The organism is Pseudomonas sp. BF-R-01 (genome assembly GCF_019946615.1).
Taxonomy (GTDB): domain Bacteria; phylum Pseudomonadota; class Gammaproteobacteria; order Pseudomonadales; family Pseudomonadaceae; genus Aquipseudomonas; species Aquipseudomonas migulae.
Genome location: NZ_JAGYFX010000009.1, coordinates 87,839 through 107,693, shown reverse-complemented (window position 1 = coordinate 107,693; position 19,855 = coordinate 87,839). Strand labels below are relative to the sequence as shown.

General features: G+C 59.4%; 24 protein-coding genes. 10 read left to right on the top strand and 14 right to left on the bottom strand.

Annotated elements, in window-relative coordinates:
- Positions 1-188: 188 nt before the first annotated feature.
- Both KGB27_RS06465 and KGB27_RS06460 read right to left on the bottom strand, forming a co-directional pair.
- The gene (locus KGB27_RS06465) at positions 189-1,052 is read right to left on the bottom strand and encodes a DMT family transporter (protein WP_223553612.1); all 864 of its coding nucleotides are present in this window, start codon (positions 1,050-1,052) and stop codon (positions 189-191) included.
- 109 nt (positions 1,053-1,161) lie between these two features.
- Positions 1,162-1,326, bottom strand: a complete 165-nt coding sequence (locus KGB27_RS06460; RefSeq protein WP_177318199.1) for a hypothetical protein — start codon at positions 1,324-1,326, stop codon at positions 1,162-1,164.
- Positions 1,327-1,509: 183 nt separating this feature from the next.
- Here KGB27_RS06460 and KGB27_RS06455 point away from each other — a divergent pair, with 183 nt between their 5' ends.
- Positions 1,510-2,055 (top strand): hypothetical protein, encoded by a 546-nt coding sequence (locus KGB27_RS06455; protein WP_207286129.1) that lies wholly within the window; start codon positions 1,510-1,512, stop codon positions 2,053-2,055.
- Between the two features lie 37 nt (positions 2,056-2,092).
- Positions 2,093-2,254: a hypothetical protein gene (locus KGB27_RS06450; RefSeq protein ID WP_192228715.1), complete on the top strand. Its 162-nt coding sequence runs from the start codon at positions 2,093-2,095 to the stop codon at positions 2,252-2,254.
- Positions 2,255-2,306: 52 nt separating this feature from the next.
- Here the strand turns inward: KGB27_RS06450 and KGB27_RS06445 are convergent, their stop codons facing one another.
- Entirely contained in the window at positions 2,307-3,245 is a 939-nt protein-coding gene (locus tag KGB27_RS06445; protein ID WP_223553611.1) for an aspartyl/asparaginyl beta-hydroxylase domain-containing protein, read from the bottom strand.
- 230 nt (positions 3,246-3,475) lie between these two features.
- Positions 3,476-4,450, bottom strand: coding sequence for a cysteine synthase A (cysK, locus tag KGB27_RS06440; RefSeq protein WP_223553610.1), 975 nt, complete (start codon positions 4,448-4,450; stop codon positions 3,476-3,478).
- Between the two features lie 126 nt (positions 4,451-4,576).
- Here cysK and KGB27_RS06435 point away from each other — a divergent pair, with 126 nt between their 5' ends.
- Positions 4,577-5,653 carry a DUF748 domain-containing protein gene (locus KGB27_RS06435; RefSeq protein WP_223553609.1) on the top strand — a complete coding sequence of 359 codons (1,077 nt, stop codon included), beginning with the start codon at positions 4,577-4,579 and terminating at the stop codon, positions 5,651-5,653.
- Here KGB27_RS06435 and KGB27_RS06430 read toward each other — a convergent pair.
- Together KGB27_RS06430 and KGB27_RS06425 are read right to left on the bottom strand one after the other, a co-directional pair.
- Positions 5,650-6,150 carry a DUF2442 domain-containing protein gene (locus tag KGB27_RS06430; RefSeq protein WP_008035069.1) on the bottom strand — a complete coding sequence of 167 codons (501 nt, stop codon included), beginning with the start codon at positions 6,148-6,150 and terminating at the stop codon, positions 5,650-5,652. The two genes, KGB27_RS06435 and KGB27_RS06430, sit on opposite strands and share 4 nt — an antisense overlap.
- The gene (locus tag KGB27_RS06425) at positions 6,138-6,368 is read right to left on the bottom strand and encodes a DUF4160 domain-containing protein (RefSeq protein ID WP_032829218.1); all 231 of its coding nucleotides are present in this window, start codon (positions 6,366-6,368) and stop codon (positions 6,138-6,140) included. The genes KGB27_RS06430 and KGB27_RS06425 overlap by 13 nt, the downstream gene beginning before the upstream one ends.
- 201 nt (positions 6,369-6,569) lie before the next feature.
- Between KGB27_RS06425 and KGB27_RS06420 the strand changes: the two genes are divergently transcribed.
- Together KGB27_RS06420 and KGB27_RS06415 are read left to right on the top strand one after the other, a co-directional pair.
- The gene (locus KGB27_RS06420) at positions 6,570-7,415 is read left to right on the top strand and encodes an AAA family ATPase (RefSeq protein ID WP_008035065.1); all 846 of its coding nucleotides are present in this window, start codon (positions 6,570-6,572) and stop codon (positions 7,413-7,415) included.
- A gap of 26 nt (positions 7,416-7,441) precedes the next feature.
- Positions 7,442-8,620: a vWA domain-containing protein gene (locus KGB27_RS06415; protein WP_008035063.1), complete on the top strand. Its 1,179-nt coding sequence runs from the start codon at positions 7,442-7,444 to the stop codon at positions 8,618-8,620.
- A gap of 120 nt (positions 8,621-8,740) precedes the next feature.
- Here KGB27_RS06415 and KGB27_RS06410 read toward each other — a convergent pair whose 3' ends face one another.
- Genes KGB27_RS06410 through KGB27_RS06395 form a run of 4 tightly spaced genes read right to left on the bottom strand, consistent with a single transcriptional unit; the run spans position 8,741 to position 12,448 of the window.
- Complete coding sequence (locus tag KGB27_RS06410; RefSeq protein ID WP_223553608.1) at positions 8,741-9,667, bottom strand: biotin-dependent carboxyltransferase family protein; 927 nt, start codon at positions 9,665-9,667, stop codon at positions 8,741-8,743.
- Positions 9,664-10,368 carry a 5-oxoprolinase subunit B family protein gene (locus tag KGB27_RS06405; RefSeq protein ID WP_223553606.1) on the bottom strand — a complete coding sequence of 235 codons (705 nt, stop codon included), beginning with the start codon at positions 10,366-10,368 and terminating at the stop codon, positions 9,664-9,666. The genes KGB27_RS06410 and KGB27_RS06405 overlap by 4 nt, the downstream gene beginning before the upstream one ends.
- Positions 10,365-11,117: a 5-oxoprolinase subunit PxpA gene (locus KGB27_RS06400; RefSeq protein ID WP_223553604.1), complete on the bottom strand. Its 753-nt coding sequence runs from the start codon at positions 11,115-11,117 to the stop codon at positions 10,365-10,367. The genes KGB27_RS06405 and KGB27_RS06400 overlap by 4 nt, the downstream gene beginning before the upstream one ends.
- A 44-nt stretch (positions 11,118-11,161) precedes the next feature.
- Positions 11,162-12,448 (bottom strand): MFS transporter, encoded by a 1,287-nt coding sequence (locus tag KGB27_RS06395; protein WP_008035057.1) that lies wholly within the window; start codon positions 12,446-12,448, stop codon positions 11,162-11,164.
- 158 nt (positions 12,449-12,606) lie between these two features.
- On the opposite strand from KGB27_RS06395, the gene KGB27_RS06390 reads away from it, so the two are divergent.
- A complete protein-coding gene (locus KGB27_RS06390) occupies positions 12,607-13,521 on the top strand; it encodes a LysR family transcriptional regulator (protein WP_008035056.1) in 915 nt (304 codons plus the stop codon).
- A 4-nt stretch (positions 13,522-13,525) separates the two neighbouring features.
- On the opposite strand, the gene KGB27_RS06385 is transcribed toward KGB27_RS06390, so the two are convergent.
- From KGB27_RS06385 to KGB27_RS06375, 3 genes are read right to left on the bottom strand one after another with little or no spacing between them, the layout of a single operon-like run.
- A complete protein-coding gene (locus KGB27_RS06385) occupies positions 13,526-14,068 on the bottom strand; it encodes a DUF2937 family protein (RefSeq protein ID WP_008035055.1) in 543 nt (180 codons plus the stop codon).
- Between the two features lie 12 nt (positions 14,069-14,080).
- On the bottom strand, positions 14,081-14,857 hold the full coding sequence (locus KGB27_RS06380; RefSeq protein WP_008035054.1) for a class II glutamine amidotransferase: 777 nt from the start codon (positions 14,855-14,857) through the stop codon (positions 14,081-14,083).
- A gap of 30 nt (positions 14,858-14,887) precedes the next feature.
- Positions 14,888-15,385, bottom strand: a complete 498-nt coding sequence (locus KGB27_RS06375; protein ID WP_223553603.1) for an MFS transporter — start codon at positions 15,383-15,385, stop codon at positions 14,888-14,890.
- Between the two features lie 239 nt (positions 15,386-15,624).
- On the opposite strand from KGB27_RS06375, the gene KGB27_RS06370 reads away from it, so the two are divergent.
- Together KGB27_RS06370 and KGB27_RS06365 are read left to right on the top strand one after the other, a co-directional pair.
- A complete protein-coding gene (locus KGB27_RS06370) occupies positions 15,625-17,679 on the top strand; it encodes a S9 family peptidase (protein WP_223553602.1) in 2,055 nt (684 codons plus the stop codon).
- A 192-nt stretch (positions 17,680-17,871) separates the two neighbouring features.
- Positions 17,872-18,345: a cyclic nucleotide-binding domain-containing protein gene (locus KGB27_RS06365; RefSeq protein WP_008035048.1), complete on the top strand. Its 474-nt coding sequence runs from the start codon at positions 17,872-17,874 to the stop codon at positions 18,343-18,345.
- On the opposite strand, the gene KGB27_RS06360 is transcribed toward KGB27_RS06365, so the two are convergent.
- Positions 18,342-18,632 carry a hypothetical protein gene (locus KGB27_RS06360; RefSeq protein WP_192228708.1) on the bottom strand — a complete coding sequence of 97 codons (291 nt, stop codon included), beginning with the start codon at positions 18,630-18,632 and terminating at the stop codon, positions 18,342-18,344. The genes KGB27_RS06365 and KGB27_RS06360 overlap by 4 nt on opposite strands.
- Before the next feature lie 92 nt (positions 18,633-18,724).
- On the opposite strand from KGB27_RS06360, the gene KGB27_RS06355 reads away from it, so the two are divergent.
- Both KGB27_RS06355 and KGB27_RS06350 read left to right on the top strand, forming a co-directional pair.
- Positions 18,725-19,411: a spermidine synthase gene (locus KGB27_RS06355; protein ID WP_223481878.1), complete on the top strand. Its 687-nt coding sequence runs from the start codon at positions 18,725-18,727 to the stop codon at positions 19,409-19,411.
- Positions 19,412-19,459: 48 nt separating this feature from the next.
- Positions 19,460-19,831, top strand: a complete 372-nt coding sequence (locus KGB27_RS06350; protein ID WP_007944009.1) for a YajD family HNH nuclease — start codon at positions 19,460-19,462, stop codon at positions 19,829-19,831.
- The last annotated feature ends 24 nt before the right edge of the window (positions 19,832-19,855 follow it).

Below are 19,855 nucleotides of genomic sequence, written 5' to 3'. Positions count from 1 at the left end.
CCATGGATGGCCGATGGCGGCGGGCCCACGGAGCAGGACCGGAGCGAGGGCATGCCGAGCCTAGGCGAGGCACCGAACGAAAGGGGCAAGAGCCCTTGGTTACTTGGGGCTTTTCCAAGTGACTCGCTGTAAAAGCGAAACCGCCAGCCGCCATCACAAAAAAAACGGATATGCCCTCCCCAACCGCTCTACCGCGCCTGACGAAACACCACCCCCAGACCAACAATAATCAGCACCATCCCCACCATGCTCAACACCGCAAGTTGGTTGCCGAAAAACAGATAATCCATCACCGCCGTCACCGCCGGCACCAGATAGAACAGACTGGTGACATTCACCAGATTGCCCCGGGCGATCAGCCGATACAGCAACAACGTCGCCAACACCGACACCACCAGCCCCATCCACAACACCGGCACGATGAAACCGCTGCTGCGTTCAAAGTGAAAGGGCTGGAACGGCACGAAAACCCCGCACAACAACAGCCCCGCCAGGTACTGCACCGGCAGCGTACCGAGGGGATTATCGGTGATGCGTTTCTGCATGATCGAACCGAACGTCATGCTCGCCAATGCCAGCAAACCGAAAAACATCCCGGCCAGCGACATGCCGGCCAGACCAATGCCCTGATACACCACCATGATCAATCCGGCCAAACCCAGCATCAAACCGAACACCCGGTTCGCTGAGCGCTGGCGCTCCATGATCACCACCGTGAGGATGGGCTGCACACCCATGATCGTGGCCATCACGCCTGGCGTGACCTTCAGGTCCAGGGCCAGCAGATAGAAAATCTGATAAGCACCCAGCAACACCACACCAGTGGCCATCGCATACAGCATCGGCTTGCCACCCTTGGGCAGTTTCAGCTTGAGCAATGGCACCAGCAGCACCAATCCACAAAGCGCGATGGCGAAACGAATCAGCAGAAAAGCGAAGGGCGACGCGTGGGCCAGGCCCCATTTGGAGAAGATCGCCCCGCTGCTCCACAGCAAAACGAACAGGCTCGTGGACGCCGCCGCGAGCGCGGATTTTTTCGAAAGGACAAACATGAATACCACCTGTAGTCAGGCATAAAAAGCCAACTCAGCCGAAGCTGAAATCCAGTAGTTTTTCAGGCGAACGCTTTTAGAAGGGCAAGGGAACAGCAGGGAAAGCTGATCAGCCCGAAACGCCAACGCCCGGCGGTGATACGACTGCGTACACCGGCGTGCTACGGACAGGTGGGGGGTAATGACTGATCTGCGCAGGCTGCTGATCCCCGCACGGCACGACGCCAGCGTGGACCGCTGAATCGACTACCGCGTTGATGAGGGAAGCAGGCATGGGCTGATCTTTTTTGATGGGATGGACGGTGAACGGAAATCACCGAGCGCCGACTATAACCAGCGCTCGACATGGATTGCAATGACTTGGACAAAGGGCCAGTAGATACAGCGTTAGACCTGCTGCTTACTCTGAGGGAAAGGAAATCGCCCACTGAGGGGGACAGGGAATGCAAGAGATCAAATGCCAAGGGAACGGACTCAACTTCGGTATCAATTGTATAAATCGAGAGCTAGAAAACTGGCCACCGCCAGCACCGCCGAGCTGCAAGAGAAAAAGGAACGGTCTGGCCCTACCGTTCTTGATTTATCGAAGGTGCGATTTGAACCTATCGACGCACAAGCGTTGAGTGCCTGGGAGCGCTGGGATGATTTTCATTTTTCATGGCATGACGTTGTTGGATGGAAAGCGAAGGAGCCTTTGGCGCTGGATTTATCCATCTGGTTCGATAAACAACTGTGTGGGCTCTGCTTCGCAAATCCAAACAAAAGTCGGCAACGAATTCGCATCGTCCGACTGGAGGGACGGCCAAGAGAGGCTCATCCCCTTAAAAAACGCATTGCTACATTGTCCATAATGGTCATTCAGCACTACGCCACAATTATTGGAAGCAGGTTCATCGAAGTTCAGGAGCCCTTGAAAGGGGCGATTCCTATTTATCAACAACATGGCTTCTATTTCGATACGGAACGGCGGCTTGTCAAAGCGGTGGAAAGCCAAGTATCGTAAAAAACTGCTTAATAAATGATCAATAGTGGAGGACAAAATGGGTAAATCCAGTAAGAAATCCCCTACAAAAAATCGCTTACCCGCACTGGAAAGGAAAAAGATTGCTCTGGTGCTCACGGATAGTCAGCGACGCCTTCTGGAAATACTTGCGACAGGCATCGAAGGCGAAGAACCTGACGTGCTCGCCGGGCGCCGATGAAATCCTGGGCAAAAAAAACCGCTCTAAGCGAGCGGTCTTTCTGTAATCGACATCAACCAAACAACCAATACCCCAACAACGTCAACACCACCACCGCGAGCACCGGCCGCAGCACACGGTAGGCTTTAGGATTGCGCCGCTTCCACTGCTTGACCACACCGCTGACCTTATCGCTGGAGTTCTTGCTCCAGGCGTAGGCCCGGTTAATCCCGCCGACACGCTCGTCATCGAGGTTCTGCGGCGCAGTGGCGCGACCGAGCAGGCTGCTGATCCAGCGGTTGATGCGGGTCATGATACGGTTGCTCAACGGACGTTCGATGTCGCAGAACAGAATGACCCGGGTCTTCTCGGTTTCGTTCTTGACCCAGTGCACATAGGTTTCGTCGAACATCACGTCTTCGCCATCACGCCAGGCGTAAACCTGACCGTCGACGAAGATGCGGCAATCATCGGAATTCGGTGTCGACAACCCCAGGTGATAACGCAGGGAACCGGCAAACGGATCGCGGTGCGGGTTGAGATGGCTGCCACCCGGCAGCAAGGCGAACATGGCGCCTTTGACGTTGGGAATGCTGCTGACCAGGGCCACGGTTTTCGGGCACAGCGTTTCGGCCGATGGCAGGGGTTTGTCGTACCACTTGAGGTAGAAACGCTTCCAGCCTTTCTTGAAGAACGAGCCAAAACCGGCGTCGTTGTTTTTCTCCGCGGCGCGAATGTAACCCTCATCAAACAGGTGCATCGCTTCGTCGCGGATGACTTCCCAATTGTCCTTGAGCACATCAAGTTCCGGGAACTTGCTGCGATCCAGATAGGGTTTGGAGGGCACGCTGGAGAACAGGTACATCAAGGCGTTGTAAGGTGCGAACAAAGCGGAGTGGTTGACGAACTGACGCAAGACCGGCAATCGCGCCTTGCCGCGCAAGTGCACATAGAGGGTGCTGCCGAGGAACAGCAGCAACAGCGATGCCTTCGCGGCAATGGTAAAGGTCATCTACAACTCCTTGAGAATTAGCAACTCTGCACTACGCCATTTACCCGACGTGGCAGTCGGCCATGATAAACACTACCGGCCTCGGGAAAAACCCGCTTTCCTCAACATTCACTGTTAAAGATTGTGCAACAACGCACTTCTTAACATATGTCTCCTGAACGGGGGCTGACCTGGATCAGCCCACTTGTCGGGATCAAAATCGAAACATCACTGCTTTGATTTGTTCACGATTACTGCTGATTCTCCTGCTCGGTAAACAGATCGCTGAACAGCATGCTCGACAGGTAACGCTCACCGGAGTCCGGCAGAATCACCACGATGGTCTTGCCCTGCATTTCCGGCGTTTCAGCCAGGCGCACGGCCACAGCCATGGCCGCACCGCAAGAGATGCCGCACAAAATCCCTTCCTCCTGCATCAAGCGCAAAGCCATTGCCTTGGATTCGTCATCGGTGACCAACTCGACCCGGTCCACCATCGACAGATCGAGGTTCTTCGGCACAAAGCCGGCACCGATGCCCTGGATCTTGTGAGGGCTAGGCTTGATCTCTTCACCGGCCAGCGCTTGCGTGATCACCGGAGACACCACGGGCTCCACCGCCACCGAGAGAATCGGTTTGCCCTGGGTATTCTTGATATACCGCGAAACCCCCGTAATGGTTCCGCCCGTTCCGACGCCGGCCACCAGCACATCGACGGCACCGTCGGTGTCGTTCCAGATTTCCGGACCAGTGGTTTTCTCGTGAATGGCCGGGTTGGCCGGGTTTTCGAATTGCGCCGGCATGAAGTAGAGGGACGGGTCGCTGGCAACCATTTCAGTGGCCTTTTCGATCGCACCTTTCATGCCTTTGGCCGGCTCGGTCAGCACCAGTTCGGCGCCCAACGCCTTGAGCACTTTGCGCCGCTCGATGCTCATGGACGCCGGCATGCTCAGCACCAACTTGTAGCCCCGTGCGGCGGCGACAAACGCCAGGCCAATGCCGGTGTTGCCGGAGGTCGGTTCGACGATGGTCATGCCAGGCTTGAGTTTGCCGGTGCTTTCGGCGTCCCAGATCATGTTCGCGCCAATCCGGCACTTCACCGAGTAACCAGGGTTGCGCCCCTCGATCTTGGCCAGGATGGTCACGCCACGCGGCGCAATGCGGTTGATCTGCACCAGCGGCGTATTGCCGATGGAATGGGCGTTGTCAGCAAAGATACGGCTCATGGCTGGGTCCTTATGCAGCGTTGAATTAGCCCTCCACGGTATGCCTGTTGCCCGTGGTCGTCCAGTCAGTCGAACGTCCGGCCCGCACAGCAGTCAATCGCATTACACCGCCAGAGATTTGCCGCCATGAAGCGTCGATACAGTTGGCCTCTGTGGACCCTCGCCGGCCTCCTCATGTTGCTGTTTGCCCTGCACATCGCCCTGCCCTATCTGGTGCGTGACTACCTGAACGAACGATTGGCGAATATGGGTGACTATCGCGGGCAGATCACCGACGTGGACCTGGCCCTGTGGCGCGGCGCCTACAAAATCAACGGCCTGAAAGTCGTCAAGATCGAAGGCAAGGTCCCGGTGCCTTTCGTCAATGCGCCGCTGATCGATCTTTCCGTCAGTTGGCACTCGCTCTGGTACGACCACGCGGTCGTGGCCAAGGCGCAGTTCGTCAAACCCGAAGTGAACTTCGTCGACGGCGGCGCCAACAAGAAAAACTCCCAGACCGGTGAAGGCACCGATTGGCGGGCACAATTGGAGAAATTGCTACCGATCACCCTGAACGAAGTGCGGATCAGCGACGGCAAGATCAGCTTCCGGAACTTCAATTCCAGGCCCCCCGTGAACATGAACGCCACCCAGGTCAACGCGAGCATTTACAACCTGACCAACGTCGTCGACAAGGAAGGCAAGCGCGACGCACGGTTCGATGGCAAAGCGCTGCTGCTGGGGCACGCGCCACTGGAAACCAGCGCGACCTTCGATCCGCTGAGCGACTTCGAGGATTTCCAGTTCCGCCTACGCGCCACGGGCATCGAACTCAAACGCATGAACGACTTCGCCTCGGCCTACGGCAAGTTCGATTTCAATGCCGGGCATGGTGATGTAGTGATTGAAGCGCAAGCGAAAAAAGCCCAATTGACTGGCTACATCAAGCCACTGCTCAAAGACGTCGATGTGTTCAACTGGCAACAGGACGTCGAGAACAAGGACAAAGGGCTGTTCCGCTCCATTTGGGAGGCCATTGTCGGTGGCTCCGAAACCGTGCTGAAAAACCAGGGCAAGAACCAGTTTGCAACACGCGTTGAATTGAGTGGTAGCGTTCATCGGCAGGATATCAGCGCGTTCCACGCGTTTTTGCAGATTTTACGTAACGGTTTTGTCCAGGCCTTCAATGCCCAGTATGAACGGCCGAAGCCGGAGTCCGGTTAGGGTTTGCGTGTAACGGTGTAACGGCCGGTTTCTTCAGCCGCCCGCGCCGGATCTCGCAGCTGCAGAAAATCCCACCCCAGACAGGCCAACGCCAATGACCGGGGCACTGCTTCACGGCCACTGCTGTAACGCGTGATGCTGCGGGCACTCACCCCCAAAGCCTCGGCGGCCTGATTGAGCGGCAACCCGGTACGCGCACGCCAGTCGATGAAGATCCGGGTGTTTTCATCCGCTGCGTTTTGCGCGAGTGCATCCAGATAAACAGTGTCTGCGCCGATCTGGATATCCTGCTCAGGCCATTCGACGCACCAGCCATCATCGCCCAGGGTTGCACTGGCGAAAGCTCCCGCCTCCAGCAACGGCTGCAATCCAGGATAGGTACGCAGGTCACGGCTCAAATCGAGCGTCAATTGCTGACCATCGATAAATGTCAGCGCCAAACGGTAATCCGGCAACGCCTGCACGGCAGACAACCGTGGTCGTTTCATGGGTAACATCGTTTCCAGTCCTCCAGTAGCTGCACCTGATGGGTCCTGACCCATTCCAGAGCTTCCTTGATAATCAACGGCGGCGCCTTGCCGACCATCACTTCAACCGTTTCCAGGCTGAGCATCACATCCAGCCCGCCACCGGTCAGGTGGACATGGGGCGGCGGATGGTCCTTCTCTCGCAACTGAATGCGGTACGTATCGCGAAATCGATATTTAGTAGACATGCCTCGCAAGCTATCGCCAAAATGGCGATAGCTCAATACTGGCCAGCCGCCGAGACTGAGTCAAGATGTGACGCCCCATTCAGAGACTGAATAAGCCGTCTGCGTTCACAGTCGACCGGGCAGCGCGTTATAGTCGGGTACTACAATTATTGCGCCCCGCCCTGCCCTGTCAGGTCGGCGTTACCGTTCGAGGATTAGCAGATGAAGTTCGAAGGCACCCAGGCCTACGTCGCCACCGATGACTTGAAGCTGGCGGTCAACGCCGCCATCACCCTGGAGCGTCCGCTGCTGGTCAAGGGCGAGCCGGGCACCGGCAAGACCATGCTGGCCGAACAACTGGCCGAGTCTTTCGGCGCCAAGCTGATCACCTGGCACATCAAATCCACGACCAAGGCGCATCAGGGCCTGTACGAGTACGACGCGGTCAGCCGCCTGCGCGATTCGCAGCTGGGCACGGAAAAGGTCCACGACGTTCGCAACTACCTGAAAAAGGGCAAGCTCTGGGAGGCTTTCGAGTCCGAAGAGCGGGTGATTCTGCTGATCGACGAAATCGACAAGGCCGACATCGAGTTCCCGAACGACCTGCTGCAAGAACTCGACAAGATGGAGTTCTACGTTTACGAGATCGACGAGACCATCAAGGCCAAGAAGCGCCCGATCATCATCATTACCTCCAACAACGAGAAAGAGCTGCCGGACGCTTTCCTGCGCCGCTGCTTCTTCCACTACATTGCCTTCCCGGATCGCGTCACGCTGCAGAAGATCGTTGACGTGCACTACCCGGACATCAAGAAGGATCTGGTCAGCGAAGCGCTGGACGTGTTCTTCGACGTGCGCAAGGTGCCGGGCCTGAAGAAGAAGCCATCGACCTCCGAACTGGTGGACTGGCTGAAGCTGCTGATGGCCGACAACATTGGCGAAGCAGTGCTGCGCGAACGCGATCCGACCAAGGCCATTCCGCCACTGGCCGGTGCTTTGGTGAAGAACGAACAGGACGTGCAATTGCTTGAACGCCTGGCCTTCATGAGTCGTCGCGGTACTCGCTAAGCTCTGATTAAGTAGGGGCAATCGCCATGCTGCTCAACCTGTTCAATGAAATGCGCGCAGCCAAGGTGCCCGTCTCGGTGCGCGAGCTGCTGGACCTGATCAACGCGCTGAAACAGCGCGTGACCTTCGCCGACATGGACGAGTTCTACTACTTGTCCCGGGCGATTCTGGTGAAGGACGAAAAGCATTTCGACAAGTTCGACCGAGCGTTCGGTGCTTACTTCAATGGCCTGGAAAAACTCGACGATCACCTTCAGGCCCTGATTCCTGAAGACTGGTTGCGCAAGGAATTCGAGCGTTCGCTGACCGACGAAGAGCGGGCGGCGATCCAGTCCCTTGGTGGCCTGGACAAGCTGATCGAAGAATTCAAGAAACGCCTGGAAGAACAGAAAGAACGCCACGCCGGTGGCAACAAGTGGATCGGCACCGGTGGCACCAGTCCGTTCGGTTCCGGCGGCTTCAACCCGGAAGGCATTCGGGTCGGCGATGCCGGCAAGCGCCAGGGCAAGGCGGTCAAGGTCTGGGATCAGCGCGAGTACAAGAACCTCGACGATTCGGTGGAATTGGGCACGCGCAACATCAAGGTCGCCCTGCGTCGGCTGCGTAAGTTCGCCCGTCAGGGTGCGGCCGAAGAACTGGACATCGATGGCACCATCGACCACACCGCCAAGGATGCCGGGCTGCTGAGTATCCAGATGCGGCCGGAGCGGCGTAACACCGTCAAGCTGTTGCTGCTGTTCGACATCGGAGGTTCGATGGATGCGCACGTGAAGATCTGCGAGGAGTTGTTCTCGGCCTGCAAGACCGAGTTCAAACACCTGGAGTACTTCTACTTTCACAACTTCATTTATGAATCGGTGTGGAAGAACAACATGCGCCGCACCTCCGAGCGCACGTCGACCCAGGACCTGCTGCACAAGTACGGCGCCGACTACAAAGTGATCTTCATCGGTGACGCGGCGATGGCGCCTTATGAGATCACCCAGGCCGGCGGCAGCGTCGAGCACTGGAACGAAGAAGCCGGTTACGTGTGGATGCAGCGGTTCAAGGAGAAGTACAAGAAGCTCATCTGGATCAACCCGTATCCGAAAGATACGTGGGGCTATACGTCCTCGACCAATATCGTTCGGGATTTGATTGATGACCAGATGTACCCGCTGACGTTGCGGGGGCTTGAGGAAGGGATGCGGTTTCTTTCCAAGTAATCTTTGCAGTCCGCCAGGGCCCCATCGCGAGCAGGCTCGCTCCCACACTGGATTTTGAGCGGACACAAATTATGTGTTCGCAGAAGTTCAACTGTGGGAGTGAGCCTGCTCGCGATGCTTTTAGCTGTTCAAAAAACGTCGCAGATACTCAACCTGTTCGCGATGCGCGACATCCTGCACCACCGGCCGCAACCGCACCGTCGCCCCCGGCAGACACTGCGCCAGCCGCGCCAGCGCCAACGGCGTCAACGCCCCCAGTCGCGGATAACCGCCAATGGTCTGCCGATCATTGAGCAGCACAATCGGCTGCCCGTCCGGCGGCACCTGCACCGCACCCAGCGGAATACCTTCGGAAATCATGGGTTTGCCCTGGTACTGCAACGCTGTTCCCAGCAAGCGCATACCCATGCGGTCGGCGCGACTGTCGAGGGTCCAGGCGCTGTTGAACGCATCGAACAAGCTCTGGCCGCTGAACTCGCCGATCTGCGCGCCGAGTACCACGTCCAGTGGCAAATCGGATTTGAAGTCCGGTACTTGTTCGCGAGGCAACTCGCGCATCAGCAATGGCGCTTCAGCCGAATAGCTCAGCGACGCGCCTTTGGCTAACGCCCGCCCCATGCCGTCCAGCCCACCCAGCTCCTCACGCACCACCGTCGCGCTGCTGCCCAACACCTTCGGCGCATCAAAGCCGCCCGGCGCCGCGAGATAAGCCCGCGCCCCCAGGAGTGGCTGAGTGAACTGCAAACGCTGACCTTTGCGCAGCTTGAAACTGCGCCACGGCGCCAGCGCCTGACCGTCCAGTTGCGCGCCAAGGTCTGCCCCGGCCAGCGCGAGCAAGCAATCCTCTTCGGCAACAACGCTGAACCCGCCGAGGGTGATTTCGATCACCGCTGCATCCAGCGCATTGCCCAGCAGCCAGTTGGCCCAGGACATCGAGCGCCAATCCAGCCCGCCGCCCTGGGTCACGCCCAGATGCCGCACGCCAAAACGGCCAGCGTCCTGCAACAGGCACAACGGTGTGCTCGCTTCAATCGATAGCCGGCTCATGCCTGCGCCTCCAGTGGCGTGTCGTCACCGCCCAGGTTGATGAACTCGGCGTGGCTGACCGCTTGAAAACGCACGGTGTCGCCCGGTTGCATCAGGCTGTAGCCATCGCGTTCGCGGTCGAACAGTTTGGCCGGGGTGCGGCCGATCAGGTTCCAGCCGCCGGGGGACACCACCGGGTAGGCAGCGGTTTGCCGTTCGGCGATCCCGACACTGCCGGCCGCGACTTTTTTGCGCGGCGTATTCAGGCGCGGTGCGGCGAGGACTTCTTCCACCAACCCCATAAAGGCAAAACCCGGCGCGAAGCCCAAGGCGAACACCTGATACTCACGGTCACTATGGCGGCGGATCACCTCCTCCACGGCCAGCCCGCTGCGCTGAGACAACAGGCGCAATTCCGGACCGACGCTCACGTCATACCAGACCGGCAGCACATGACATTTGCCCCCGGTGCGGGTGTTGGGCGACAAATCGATCAGTGCTTCGGCGATCAATTCCCGCGCCTGCGCCGGGCTCAATGCGCTCAGATCGTAATGCACCATCAACGTCGTATACGACGGCACCAGATCAATCAAATGTGCACCGAACGCCGCACGCAGGTTTTCGCTGGCAGCGAGCATCCACGGCATGTTGGCTTCGGCGATCTCATCGAACAGCCGCACCATCAGGCAATCCAGCGCCACCACTTCCACCCGAAGTTTCATGGCGCACTCTGCTGATCGAGGGCTTCGCGAATGCGCCGCACGGCCGCCACGGAACTGGCGTTGTCACCGTGTACGCACAGGGTGTTGGCCTGTAGATGCAAGGCGCTGCCATCGCTGGCGGTCAGGTTGTCACCACGGGCGATGGTCAGTGCCTGGTCGATGATTTTTTCCGGGTCGTGATGCACTGCACCCGGCAGTTGCCGCGAAACCAGCATGCCGGCGCTGTCATAGGCACGATCGGCGAACGCTTCGAACCACAACGTCACGCCGTACTCATCACCCAATCGCTGTGCGGCGCTGTTGTCGCGGGTCGCCATCAGCATCAGCGGCAACGTCTTGTCATAAGACGCCACGGCCTGCAGCACGGCGCGCAATTGCGCCGGGTTGGCCATCATGTCGTTGTACATCGCGCCGTGGGGTTTGACGTAGCTGACGCGCCCGCCCTGCGCCCGGCAGAGGCCGTCGAGGGCGCCGATCTGATAGTGCAGAATGTCCTGAAGTTCCTGGGCGGTATACGCCATGGAGCGACGGCCGAACCCCACCAGGTCCTGATAGGCCGGATGGGCGCCGATCTGCACGCCGTTGCTCAGGGCCAGGCTGACGGTCTTGCGCATGATGCTCGGATCGCCGGCGTGAAAGCCGCAGGCGATGTTGGCGCAATCGATGAAGGGCATGACCTCGGCGTCCAGACCCATGGTCCAGTTGCCGAAGCTCTCGCCAATGTCGCAGTTCAATAGCAGGCGGCTCACGGTGAACACTCCTGTAGGTTTTGTTCTTTTCAGATGTGGGCAGATTACTGCGCATCCAGTTGTTTGCCACGGGTTTCCGGCAGGCTCAACGCCGCAAGGATCACTACCCCGTAGGAAACCGCCGCGAACGCCCCGATGCCTACGCTCAATGGCACCTTCTGGCTGAGCAAGCCGATCAACAGCGGAAACAACGCCGCCAGCGCCCGGCCTATGTTGTAGCAAAAGCCCTGGCCCGACCCGCGAATCCGCGTCGGAAACAACTCGGTCAGGAAGGCACCCATGCCGCTGAAAATCCCCGAGGCAAAGAAGCCCAACGGAAAGCCCAGCCACAGCATCACGCCGTTACTGACCGGCAATTGGGTGTAAAGCAACACGATGGTGAACGAGCCCACCGCGAACAGAATGAAGTTTTTCTTACGGCCAAGGATGTCAGTCAAATACGCGCTGATGACGTAACCGACGTAGGAACCGACGATCACCATCGCCAGATAACCGCCCGTGCCGAGTACGCTCAAACCACGTTCGTTCTTCAGGAACGTCGGCAGCCAGGAAGTGATTGCGTAGTAACCGCCCAGTGCGCCGGTGGTCAGTATCGAAGCGCGAAGCGTGGTGAAGAGGATGCCGGGGGCGAAAATCTCGTAGAACTTCGCCGGGTTGCTCGGTTCCTGTTTGGCTTTGGCTTCGCGGTAGATTTCCGGGTCCTTGACCAGGCGACGGACGAAGATCACGAAAACCGCCGGGACGATGCCGAGGATAAACAGTGCACGCCACGCGTCTTCCGGTGGCAACACCGAGAACAGCAGCGCATACAGAATCGCCGTCAGCCCCCAACCCAGCGCCCAGCCCGATTGCACCATGCCCACCGCTTTGCCACGGTCCTTCGCGCGAATCACTTCACCCATCAGCACCGCGCCGGCGGTCCACTCGCCGCCAAAACCGAAGCCCATCAAGGTGCGGCTGATCAGCAGTTGTTCGTAGTTTTGCGCGAAGCCGCAGAGGAAAGTGAAGAAGGCGAACCACAGCACCGTCAGTTGCAAGGTGCGCACGCGGCCGATGCGGTCGGAGAGAATCCCCGCCACCCAGCCGCCGATGGCCGAGGCAATCAGCGTACTGGTGTGAATCAGCCCGGCCTCACCGGTGGTGATGCCCCACATCGCAATGAGGGTCGGCACCACGAAGCTGAGCATCTGGGTGTCCATGCCGTCCAGGCCGTAGCCGATCTTGCAGCTCCAGAATGTGCGGCGTTCCTGCTGATTGATGTTGCGGTACCAGTCGAAAGGTCCCGGGCGAGCCGTGGCTTTCGGGATGACGGTGGTGTCGGGCGCACTCATGGCAACTCTCCGTGCAAATTTTATTGGTATTGTTCTGAGCCCCGACGACGCCTATCGTGGGAACCGGATGGCCTGATTTTTGGGCGCACGCCCCTATTGCGTCCAACTAATAAAAACCCGCCTTAGACATAAGAAAACTTTATCCACGAGCTGACCCCATGAACCTGAAGTTTCTCGAGACCTTCGTCTGGGTCGCCCGACTCAAAAGTTTTCGCCTGACCGCCGACAAGCTCTTCACCACCCAGGCGTCGATTTCCAGCCGCATCGCCGTGCTCGAAGGCGAACTCGGGGTGAAGCTGTTCCTGCGCGATTCACGCGGCGTTAGCCTGACGCCCGAAGGCTTGAAAGTGCTCGAACATGCCGAGCAGATGATGGACACCATGCAGGCGCTCAAGCAGTCGATCGAGACCCGCTCCAGCAAGGTCGGACGGGTGCGCATCGGCGTGATGGACACGGTGATTCATACCTGGCTGAGCCCGTTGGTTGCACAGATGACGGATCACTATCCGCTGGTGGAAATCGAGCTGGTGGCCGATACCTCGCTCAACCTCTGCGATCAGCTGCAAAAAGGCTTCCTCGACTTGATCCTGCAAACCGACCTGCTGCGTCAGGAGAGCGTGCGCAGCCTGGAGCTGGCCAGTCACCCGATGGGCTGGATCGCTGCCAGCAACTCGATCTACAACCGCGAGTATTCCAGCGTGGCCGATCTGGCGCGGGAGCGGATCATTACCTACTCGAAAAACTCACACCCGCATCAAGAGGTGCTCGCGTTGATGCAGGCCAATGGCGTCATGACGCCACGGCTGAACTGCGTGAATTCGGTGTCGGCGATTACCCGGCTGCTGCGGGACGGTTTCGGCATTGGCGCGTTGCCACCGGTGCTGGTGGCCGAGGAGCTGGCGCGCGGCGAATTGACCTTGCTGGCCATCGATCAACGGCCACCGGATCTACAGGTGGTGGTGTCCTGGCGGACCGGGGCGGAATGGGTCGAGGAGATTGTCGCGCTGTGTCAGCAGGTGTTGGCGGGGTATGCGCGCAAGGTCGGCGAAAACTACATCGTCCTTGCGCGCTGATCACTTACAACCCGCGCAAATCCCGCTCTTCAATCGGCCGGCTCTGGCGCAGGCGCTTGCCGCCCAGCACCACCCAGTCGATCAGCCGGAACAGGCATTCAATCCCGAACGACAGCAGCAACGCGCCGCTCATGCCCCAGATCATCGCTTCCGGCGTCAGCAGGATCTGGTAGCTGTAGCCGTTCCAGGTTTCCTTGCGGATATCCGGGTCGGCGGCCAGTACAACCTGCAGGAAGCGGATGTACCACGGGCCTTGCATGGCCTGGAATTGTTTATCGAGGGCCAGTTGACGGGTCAGCAGGTTGCTCAGGCTGTCGGCATCGCTGCGGAAAACCGGGTCTTCGCTGGCGCGGTAGTGGGCGACCAGGGCCTGCATGTCACCCTTGAAAAATTGAATGGCGGTGCCCTGGAAACCGCTCAAGCCGGTCTGCGCCTCAATCAGGTGCGCTTCGACCCGCTTGGCGTAATCGTTGATGAACCCCGGCACCTGGACGCCGATCAACAGGCCTGCCGCGAACAACACCAGCCGTAGATAACTGAGCAACATGGGGGAGAATCCTTATTCGGTCTTGCCCTGGCTGACGCATTCACCGCGTCGCCAGAGGCTCCATTGGCCCGGTTCGTAGCGGGTCCAGGTTTCGTTTTCGGTCAGGGGCTCGGTGGCGATGACCGTGACCACGTCGTTGGGCGTGGTTTCGGCCTGGAAATCGACGATCACGTCGACATCCTTCAAGCGCGCCGGGCCGAACGGTGCACGACGGGTAATCTGCGCCAGCTTGGTCGAGCAATAGCAGAACAGCCAGTCGCCGTCGCTGAGCAGGCAGTTGAACACGCCTTTGCTACGGTATTCGGCGCAGGCGGCAACCAGATCGGGAAGCAGTGTTTCGATCTCTACCGGTTCCGGGAACGCCGCGCGTACGCGGTTGAGCAGATCGCAGAACGCCGCTTCACTGTCGGTATCGCCGACCGGGCGATAAAAGCTGGTGATCGGCTGAAAGTCCGCCAGTTGGCCATTGTGGGCGAAACACCAGTTGCGCCCCCACAGTTCGCGCACGAACGGATGGGTGTTGGACAGGCAGACCTTGCCGACGTTGGCCTGGCGGATATGGCCGATGACCACTTCGCTCTTGATCGGATAACGTTGCACCAGGTTGGCGACTTCAGACTCGCTGCTCGCCGCCGGGTCCTGGAACAGGCGCAGGCCGCGGCCTTCATAAAAGGCGATGCCCCAACCGTCACGGTGCGGGCCCGTGCGGCCGCCGCGCTGCATCAGCCCGGTAAAGCTGAACACGATATCGGTCGGCACATTGGCGCTCATGCCCAATAACTCACACATGCTCGGACTCTCTGTAAGGCAGGGGCAAGGTTACAAACGCGGTTCGACGCGCATACGCTGAGGGTTGCTCGGGACCGGCGGACGACCGTAACGGTCATCACCGGCACCGCCGAAAGGATGATCGTCGTCAGGGTTGTCGGCCCGGGCCGCAGCCTTGGCGGCTGCCGTGCGTTCCTTGCGGGCGTTGGAAGCGCGTTCGATCGGGAAACGGATCGCGACGAACACCAGGTAAATGCCGAAGGCGATCATGCCGTACATGAACAGGTCGGAGACCGCCCGCCAGGCATTGTTGCCAACCTTGAACGCGAGATCGAGGGCGGTAATGGCGATGGCCGGTGCGACTTTTTCCTTCACCGGATCGATGATCGTCGGACTGAACAGCAACACAGCGACCAGCAGCCGCAGGGGCTCGCGCAACCAGCGCCACATCCAGCGGGTCATGCGCATCCACACCAACAGGCAGCCTAAAGCGGCGAAGGCGTAAAGGCCCCAAGCGATCAGATAGTCGTTCTCGGTCATGGTGTCCATGGCAAGGCAGGCAAAGAGGCGCTTATAGTAACGACTTTTCGCACATCAGGCTTGTCCCAATGCCGGCCGGCTATGCACAAACCCTGTGGGAGCGGGCTTGCTCGCGAAGGCGTCCTGTCAGCAACATTGATGGCGACTGACACACCGCTTTCGCGAGCAGGCTCGCTCCCACAGGGATTTTCGTCATTTGCCTATAGCCTGCGAACCCCTCTATTCCGTACATCGCCCGAGAGCCCTTCATGCCCCAATCCGCCAACATCACCAGCGCCCCGATTGCCCACAAGGCTGAAGGTTCTGACCCGTATGCCTGGCTGCAGGAACGCGACACCGACGTGGTGCTCGATTACCTCAAGGCTGAAAACCGCTATCTAGAGGCGCAAACCGCCGATCAGGCCGGTCTGCGCGAAACCCTCTTCGAAGAGATCAAGGGCCGGATTCTCGAAACCGACCTGTCTCTGCCCTCCCCGTGGGGCCCGTATCTGTATTACACGCGCACCACCGCCGGCGACGAATACGCCCGTCACTACCGCTGCCCGCGCCCGGCGGATGACAGCCTGCAACTCGACGAAAGCCAGGAACAGCTGCTGTTGGACCCGAACGAACTGGCCAACGGCGGTTTCTTTTCCCTCGGCGCGTTCAGCATCAGCCCGGACCACCAGCGCCTGGCCTACAGCCTCGACACCACGGGCGATGAGATTTACACGCTGTTCGTGAAGGAATTATCCAGCGGCCGCGTCAGCGAACTGGAATTCGCCGACTGCGATGGCAGCATGACCTGGGCCAACGACAGCCTGACGCTGTTTTTCGGCGAACTGGATGACACCCATCGCCCACACAAACTGTTCCGCTATCGGCTGGACGGCACGGCGGCCGAAGAAGTGTTCCATGAGCCGGACGGCCGCTTCTTCATGCATTGCTATCGTTCAAGCTCGGAGCAGCAATTGCTGCTGGCGCTGGGCAGCAAGACCACCAGCGAAGTCTGGGTGCTCGACGCGTTCCAGCCGCAACAGGCGTTTACCTGTGTGGCGCCACGGGTCGAAGACCACGAGTACGACGTCGACCACGGCGCCCTCGACGGCGCGTGGACCTGGTTCATTCGCACCAACCGCGACGGCATCAACTTTGCCCTGTACACGGCCGTCGATACCGGCGTCGCACCGACCGAAGCCGACTGGCAGAACCTGATTCCCCACAGCAACACCACGATGATCGACGGCATGAGCCTCAACGCCGGCGCCCTGACGCTGAGCCTGCGGGTCGGCGGCTTGCCGATCATCGAGGTTCACCCGCAAGACCTGCCGAGCTACCGCGTGCAATTGCCGGATGCGGCCTACAGCCTGCACGTGCAAAACAGCCTGGAATTCGTCAGCGAGCGGATCCGCTTGCGCTATGAAGCATTGAACCGTCCGGCGCAAATCCGCCAATTGGACCTGGTCAGCGGCGAACAGAAAGTGCTCAAGGAAACCCCGGTGCTCGGCCCGTTCGACGCCGATGCCTATGTCAGCCAGCGCCTTTGGGCGACCGCACCGGACGGTACGCAAGTGCCGATCAGCCTGGTGGTCAAGCGCGAAGCCCTCGGCAAGCCGACACCCCTTTATCTGTACGGCTACGGCGCCTACGGCGAAAGCCTCGACCCGTGGTTCTCCCACGCGCGCCTGAGCCTGCTGGACCGCGGCGTGGCGTTTGCCATCGCGCACGTGCGTGGTGGCGGCGAGTTGGGTGAAGCCTGGTATCGCGCCGGCAAACAGGAACACAAGCACAACACCTTCAGCGACTTCATCGCCTGCGCCGAGCACCTGATCGCCAACGGTTTCACCACCTCACAGCAATTGGCGATCAGCGGTGGCAGTGCCGGCGGGTTGTTGATCGGCGCGGTGCTTAACATGCGGCCGGAGCTGTTCGGCGCGGCGATTGCCGAAGTGCCGTTCGTCGATGTGTTGAACACGATGCTCGACCCGGATCTGCCGCTGACCGTCACGGAATACGACGAGTGGGGCAATCCTGAAGAGCCGGACGTTTATGATCGGATCAAGGCCTACGCCCCGTACGAAAACGTCACCGCGCAGGCGTATCCGGCGACGCTGGTGATCGCTGGATACAACGACAGTCGCGTGCAGTACTGGGAAGCGGCGAAGTGGGTAGCGAAATTGCGCGCGACCAAAACCGATACCCATCAACTGCTGCTCAAGACCGAATTGGGCGCCGGGCATGGCGGAATGAGTGGCCGTTATCAGGGATTGCGTGACGTAGCACTCGAATACGCATTTGTTTTCGGGGTTTTGGGCATTGCCTGAGGAACTTGGCTCGGCGTTCGGGTCTTAAATCCAGTATGCCGAGCCTGCCCTTGTAGGAGCGAGGCTTGCCCGCGAAGAGGCCGTAACATTTAACATCTATGTTGGCTGTGATAATGCCTTCGCGGGCAAGCCTCGCTCCTACAGAGAGCGCTCCATAATCCCGCAAAGACACAAGAAAAAGACCGTGACGACATGTCAGAACCGACCTTACTGAACAACGAAATCCGCGACTGGCTGATGGACTGTGGCCTGTTCGATCAACTGCTGCCCGCCGACTTCGCAGCCGCCTCGGGCTACTTCAGCATCAGCACGGTGGCCGAGGGCGAAGAGATCTTCCGCGAAGGCGATGCCGGCAGTTTCATGTGCATCATCCATACCGGCCAGGTCGCGGTACAAAAAACCAACAGCGACGGACAACGGGTGACCATGGCCACGCTGCGCAGCGGTCGGGCGTTCGGCGAAATGGCTGTGCTCGATGGCGAACGGCGTTCCGCCAGTTGCGTGGCCGCGAGCAATTGCCAGCTGCTGAACCTGGGCAAGGATTCCCTGGAAAAGATGCTCAACGACGCGCCGAAAATCGCCGCGAAGATCATCCGCGCCCTCGCCGTCTCCCTGTCAAAACGCCTGCGCATGGCCGACGGGCAACTACTCTCGCAGCAGGTTTAACCACCGGGCGACTTGATCTTCGTGCGGTTCTGCTCAAGCCCCGGCAAGGGCTGATCCTTGGGCGGGCTGGGCACGATGATCGGCGGCAACAGCGGCGGCCCGCCACTGCCAGGCCCGACTTTAGGCACACTGTTGGGGGTGATCTGCGGGTACGGCGTCGGTGTTGCCGTGCCGGGCGAACCGGGGAGCGGCGACGGGCTGGTCGGAATGGTTTGCAGCTCTTGGGCCTGCACTGCAGTTATCGAGAGCGCGGCCAAGGCAATGACCGTTAGAATGGTGCGCTTCATCAATGGCTCCGTTAGCCTTGTTGTCTATTTGCAGGCTACTCCCAACTGCGTTCGTTTGCCTCCCCCATGCCCTTCCTCCTCAAGAGATCCCCATGAAACGTTTCGTTCTGCTCGACACCGCGCCTATCCCTGAAAACGGCGGTGCCCTGTGCCTGTTCGAATACGGAGAGGATTTCGTCATCAAGATCCAGGGCGGCGACGGCGGACAATTGATGAATACGCGCATGCACGGTTCTGAAGATGCGCTGGCCGAGATCCCCTGCCGCAAGGTCGCCGGACGGCCGAATTCACGGGTATTGATTGGTGGCCTGGGCATGGGCTTTACCCTCGCCTCGGCCCTCAAGCATTTGGGCAAGAGCGCTGAAGTGGTGGTCGCCGAACTGGTGCCGGGCGTGGTCGAGTGGAATCGCGGGCCGCTGGGCGAGAAAGCCGGCAACCCGCTGCTGGATAAACGCACGGTGATTCGCATGGAAGACGTGGCGAACGTGCTGCAGGCCGAACCGCAAGGTTTCGATGCGATCATGCTCGACGTCGATAACGGCCCGGAAGGCCTGACCCAGAGAGCCAACAGCTGGCTCTATTCCTCGGGCGGCCTGAGCGCCTGCGCCAAAGCCTTGCGCCCAAAAGGGGTGCTGGCCGTCTGGTCCGCCAGCGCCGACAAGCAGTTTTCCGACAAACTGAAGAAAGCGGGCTTCAAGGCCGAGGAAGTCCAGGTCTTCGCCCACGGCAACAAGGGCACCCGCCACACCATCTGGATTGCCGAGAAGCTCAAGGGCTAGGCTAAACTTACGTCATAACCGTCATTAGTCTTTTACAAAGGTGAACCCATGAGTTCGTCAACACCGACCAACACCTCGAAGCTGGACCGCATCCTCGCCGACAACCAGCGCGACAAGGAAATGGGTTACCGCGACAAAGCCCTGAAGATGTACCCGCACGTGTGCGGCCGCTGCGCCCGTGAATTTTCCGGCAAGCGCCTGAGCGAACTGACCGTGCACCACCGCGACCACAACCACGACAACAACCCGCAGGATGGTTCGAACTGGGAATTGTTGTGCCTGTATTGCCACGACAACGAGCACTCGCGGTATACCGACCAGCAGTATTTCGGTGAGGGTTCGTTGAGCACGCCGAAGATTGCCAAGGCGACGCATAACCCGTTTGCGGCGTTGGCTGGGTTGATGAAAAAAGAAGACTGAATATCTTCATTGCCTGACTTGGCC

Bases quoted from the DNA above. Each gene is read 5' to 3' on its own strand.
- KGB27_RS06430 (WP_008035069.1), bottom strand. From the start codon at position 6,150: ATGTTACCCATGAAACGACCACGGTTGTCTGCCGTGCAGGCGTTGCCG.
- KGB27_RS06395 (WP_008035057.1), bottom strand. From the start codon at position 12,448: ATGAGTGCGCCCGACACCACCGTCATCCCGAAAGCCACGGCTCGCCCG.
- KGB27_RS06375 (WP_223553603.1), bottom strand. From the start codon at position 15,385: ATGGACACCATGACCGAGAACGACTATCTGATCGCTTGGGGCCTTTAC.
- KGB27_RS06465 (WP_223553612.1), bottom strand. From the start codon at position 1,052: ATGTTTGTCCTTTCGAAAAAATCCGCGCTCGCGGCGGCGTCCACGAGC.
- KGB27_RS06355 (WP_223481878.1), top strand. From the start codon at position 18,725: ATGAAACGTTTCGTTCTGCTCGACACCGCGCCTATCCCTGAAAACGGC.
- KGB27_RS06365 (WP_008035048.1), top strand. From the start codon at position 17,872: ATGTCAGAACCGACCTTACTGAACAACGAAATCCGCGACTGGCTGATG.
- KGB27_RS06425 (WP_032829218.1), bottom strand. From the start codon at position 6,368: ATGTCTACTAAATATCGATTTCGCGATACGTACCGCATTCAGTTGCGA.
- KGB27_RS06385 (WP_008035055.1), bottom strand. From the start codon at position 14,068: ATGTTGCTCAGTTATCTACGGCTGGTGTTGTTCGCGGCAGGCCTGTTG.
- KGB27_RS06435 (WP_223553609.1), top strand. From the start codon at position 4,577: ATGAAGCGTCGATACAGTTGGCCTCTGTGGACCCTCGCCGGCCTCCTC.
- KGB27_RS06450 (WP_192228715.1), top strand. From the start codon at position 2,093: ATGGGTAAATCCAGTAAGAAATCCCCTACAAAAAATCGCTTACCCGCA.
- KGB27_RS06390 (WP_008035056.1), top strand. From the start codon at position 12,607: ATGAACCTGAAGTTTCTCGAGACCTTCGTCTGGGTCGCCCGACTCAAA.
- cysK (WP_223553610.1), bottom strand. From the start codon at position 4,450: ATGAGCCGTATCTTTGCTGACAACGCCCATTCCATCGGCAATACGCCG.
- KGB27_RS06410 (WP_223553608.1), bottom strand. From the start codon at position 9,667: ATGAGCCGGCTATCGATTGAAGCGAGCACACCGTTGTGCCTGTTGCAG.
- KGB27_RS06380 (WP_008035054.1), bottom strand. From the start codon at position 14,857: ATGTGTGAGTTATTGGGCATGAGCGCCAATGTGCCGACCGATATCGTG.
- KGB27_RS06455 (WP_207286129.1), top strand. From the start codon at position 1,510: ATGCCAAGGGAACGGACTCAACTTCGGTATCAATTGTATAAATCGAGA.
- KGB27_RS06350 (WP_007944009.1), top strand. From the start codon at position 19,460: ATGAGTTCGTCAACACCGACCAACACCTCGAAGCTGGACCGCATCCTC.
- KGB27_RS06370 (WP_223553602.1), top strand. From the start codon at position 15,625: ATGCCCCAATCCGCCAACATCACCAGCGCCCCGATTGCCCACAAGGCT.
- KGB27_RS06460 (WP_177318199.1), bottom strand. From the start codon at position 1,326: ATGCCTGCTTCCCTCATCAACGCGGTAGTCGATTCAGCGGTCCACGCT.
- KGB27_RS06360 (WP_192228708.1), bottom strand. From the start codon at position 18,632: ATGAAGCGCACCATTCTAACGGTCATTGCCTTGGCCGCGCTCTCGATA.
- KGB27_RS06420 (WP_008035065.1), top strand. From the start codon at position 6,570: ATGAAGTTCGAAGGCACCCAGGCCTACGTCGCCACCGATGACTTGAAG.
- KGB27_RS06405 (WP_223553606.1), bottom strand. From the start codon at position 10,368: ATGAAACTTCGGGTGGAAGTGGTGGCGCTGGATTGCCTGATGGTGCGG.
- KGB27_RS06415 (WP_008035063.1), top strand. From the start codon at position 7,442: ATGCTGCTCAACCTGTTCAATGAAATGCGCGCAGCCAAGGTGCCCGTC.
- KGB27_RS06445 (WP_223553611.1), bottom strand. From the start codon at position 3,245: ATGACCTTTACCATTGCCGCGAAGGCATCGCTGTTGCTGCTGTTCCTC.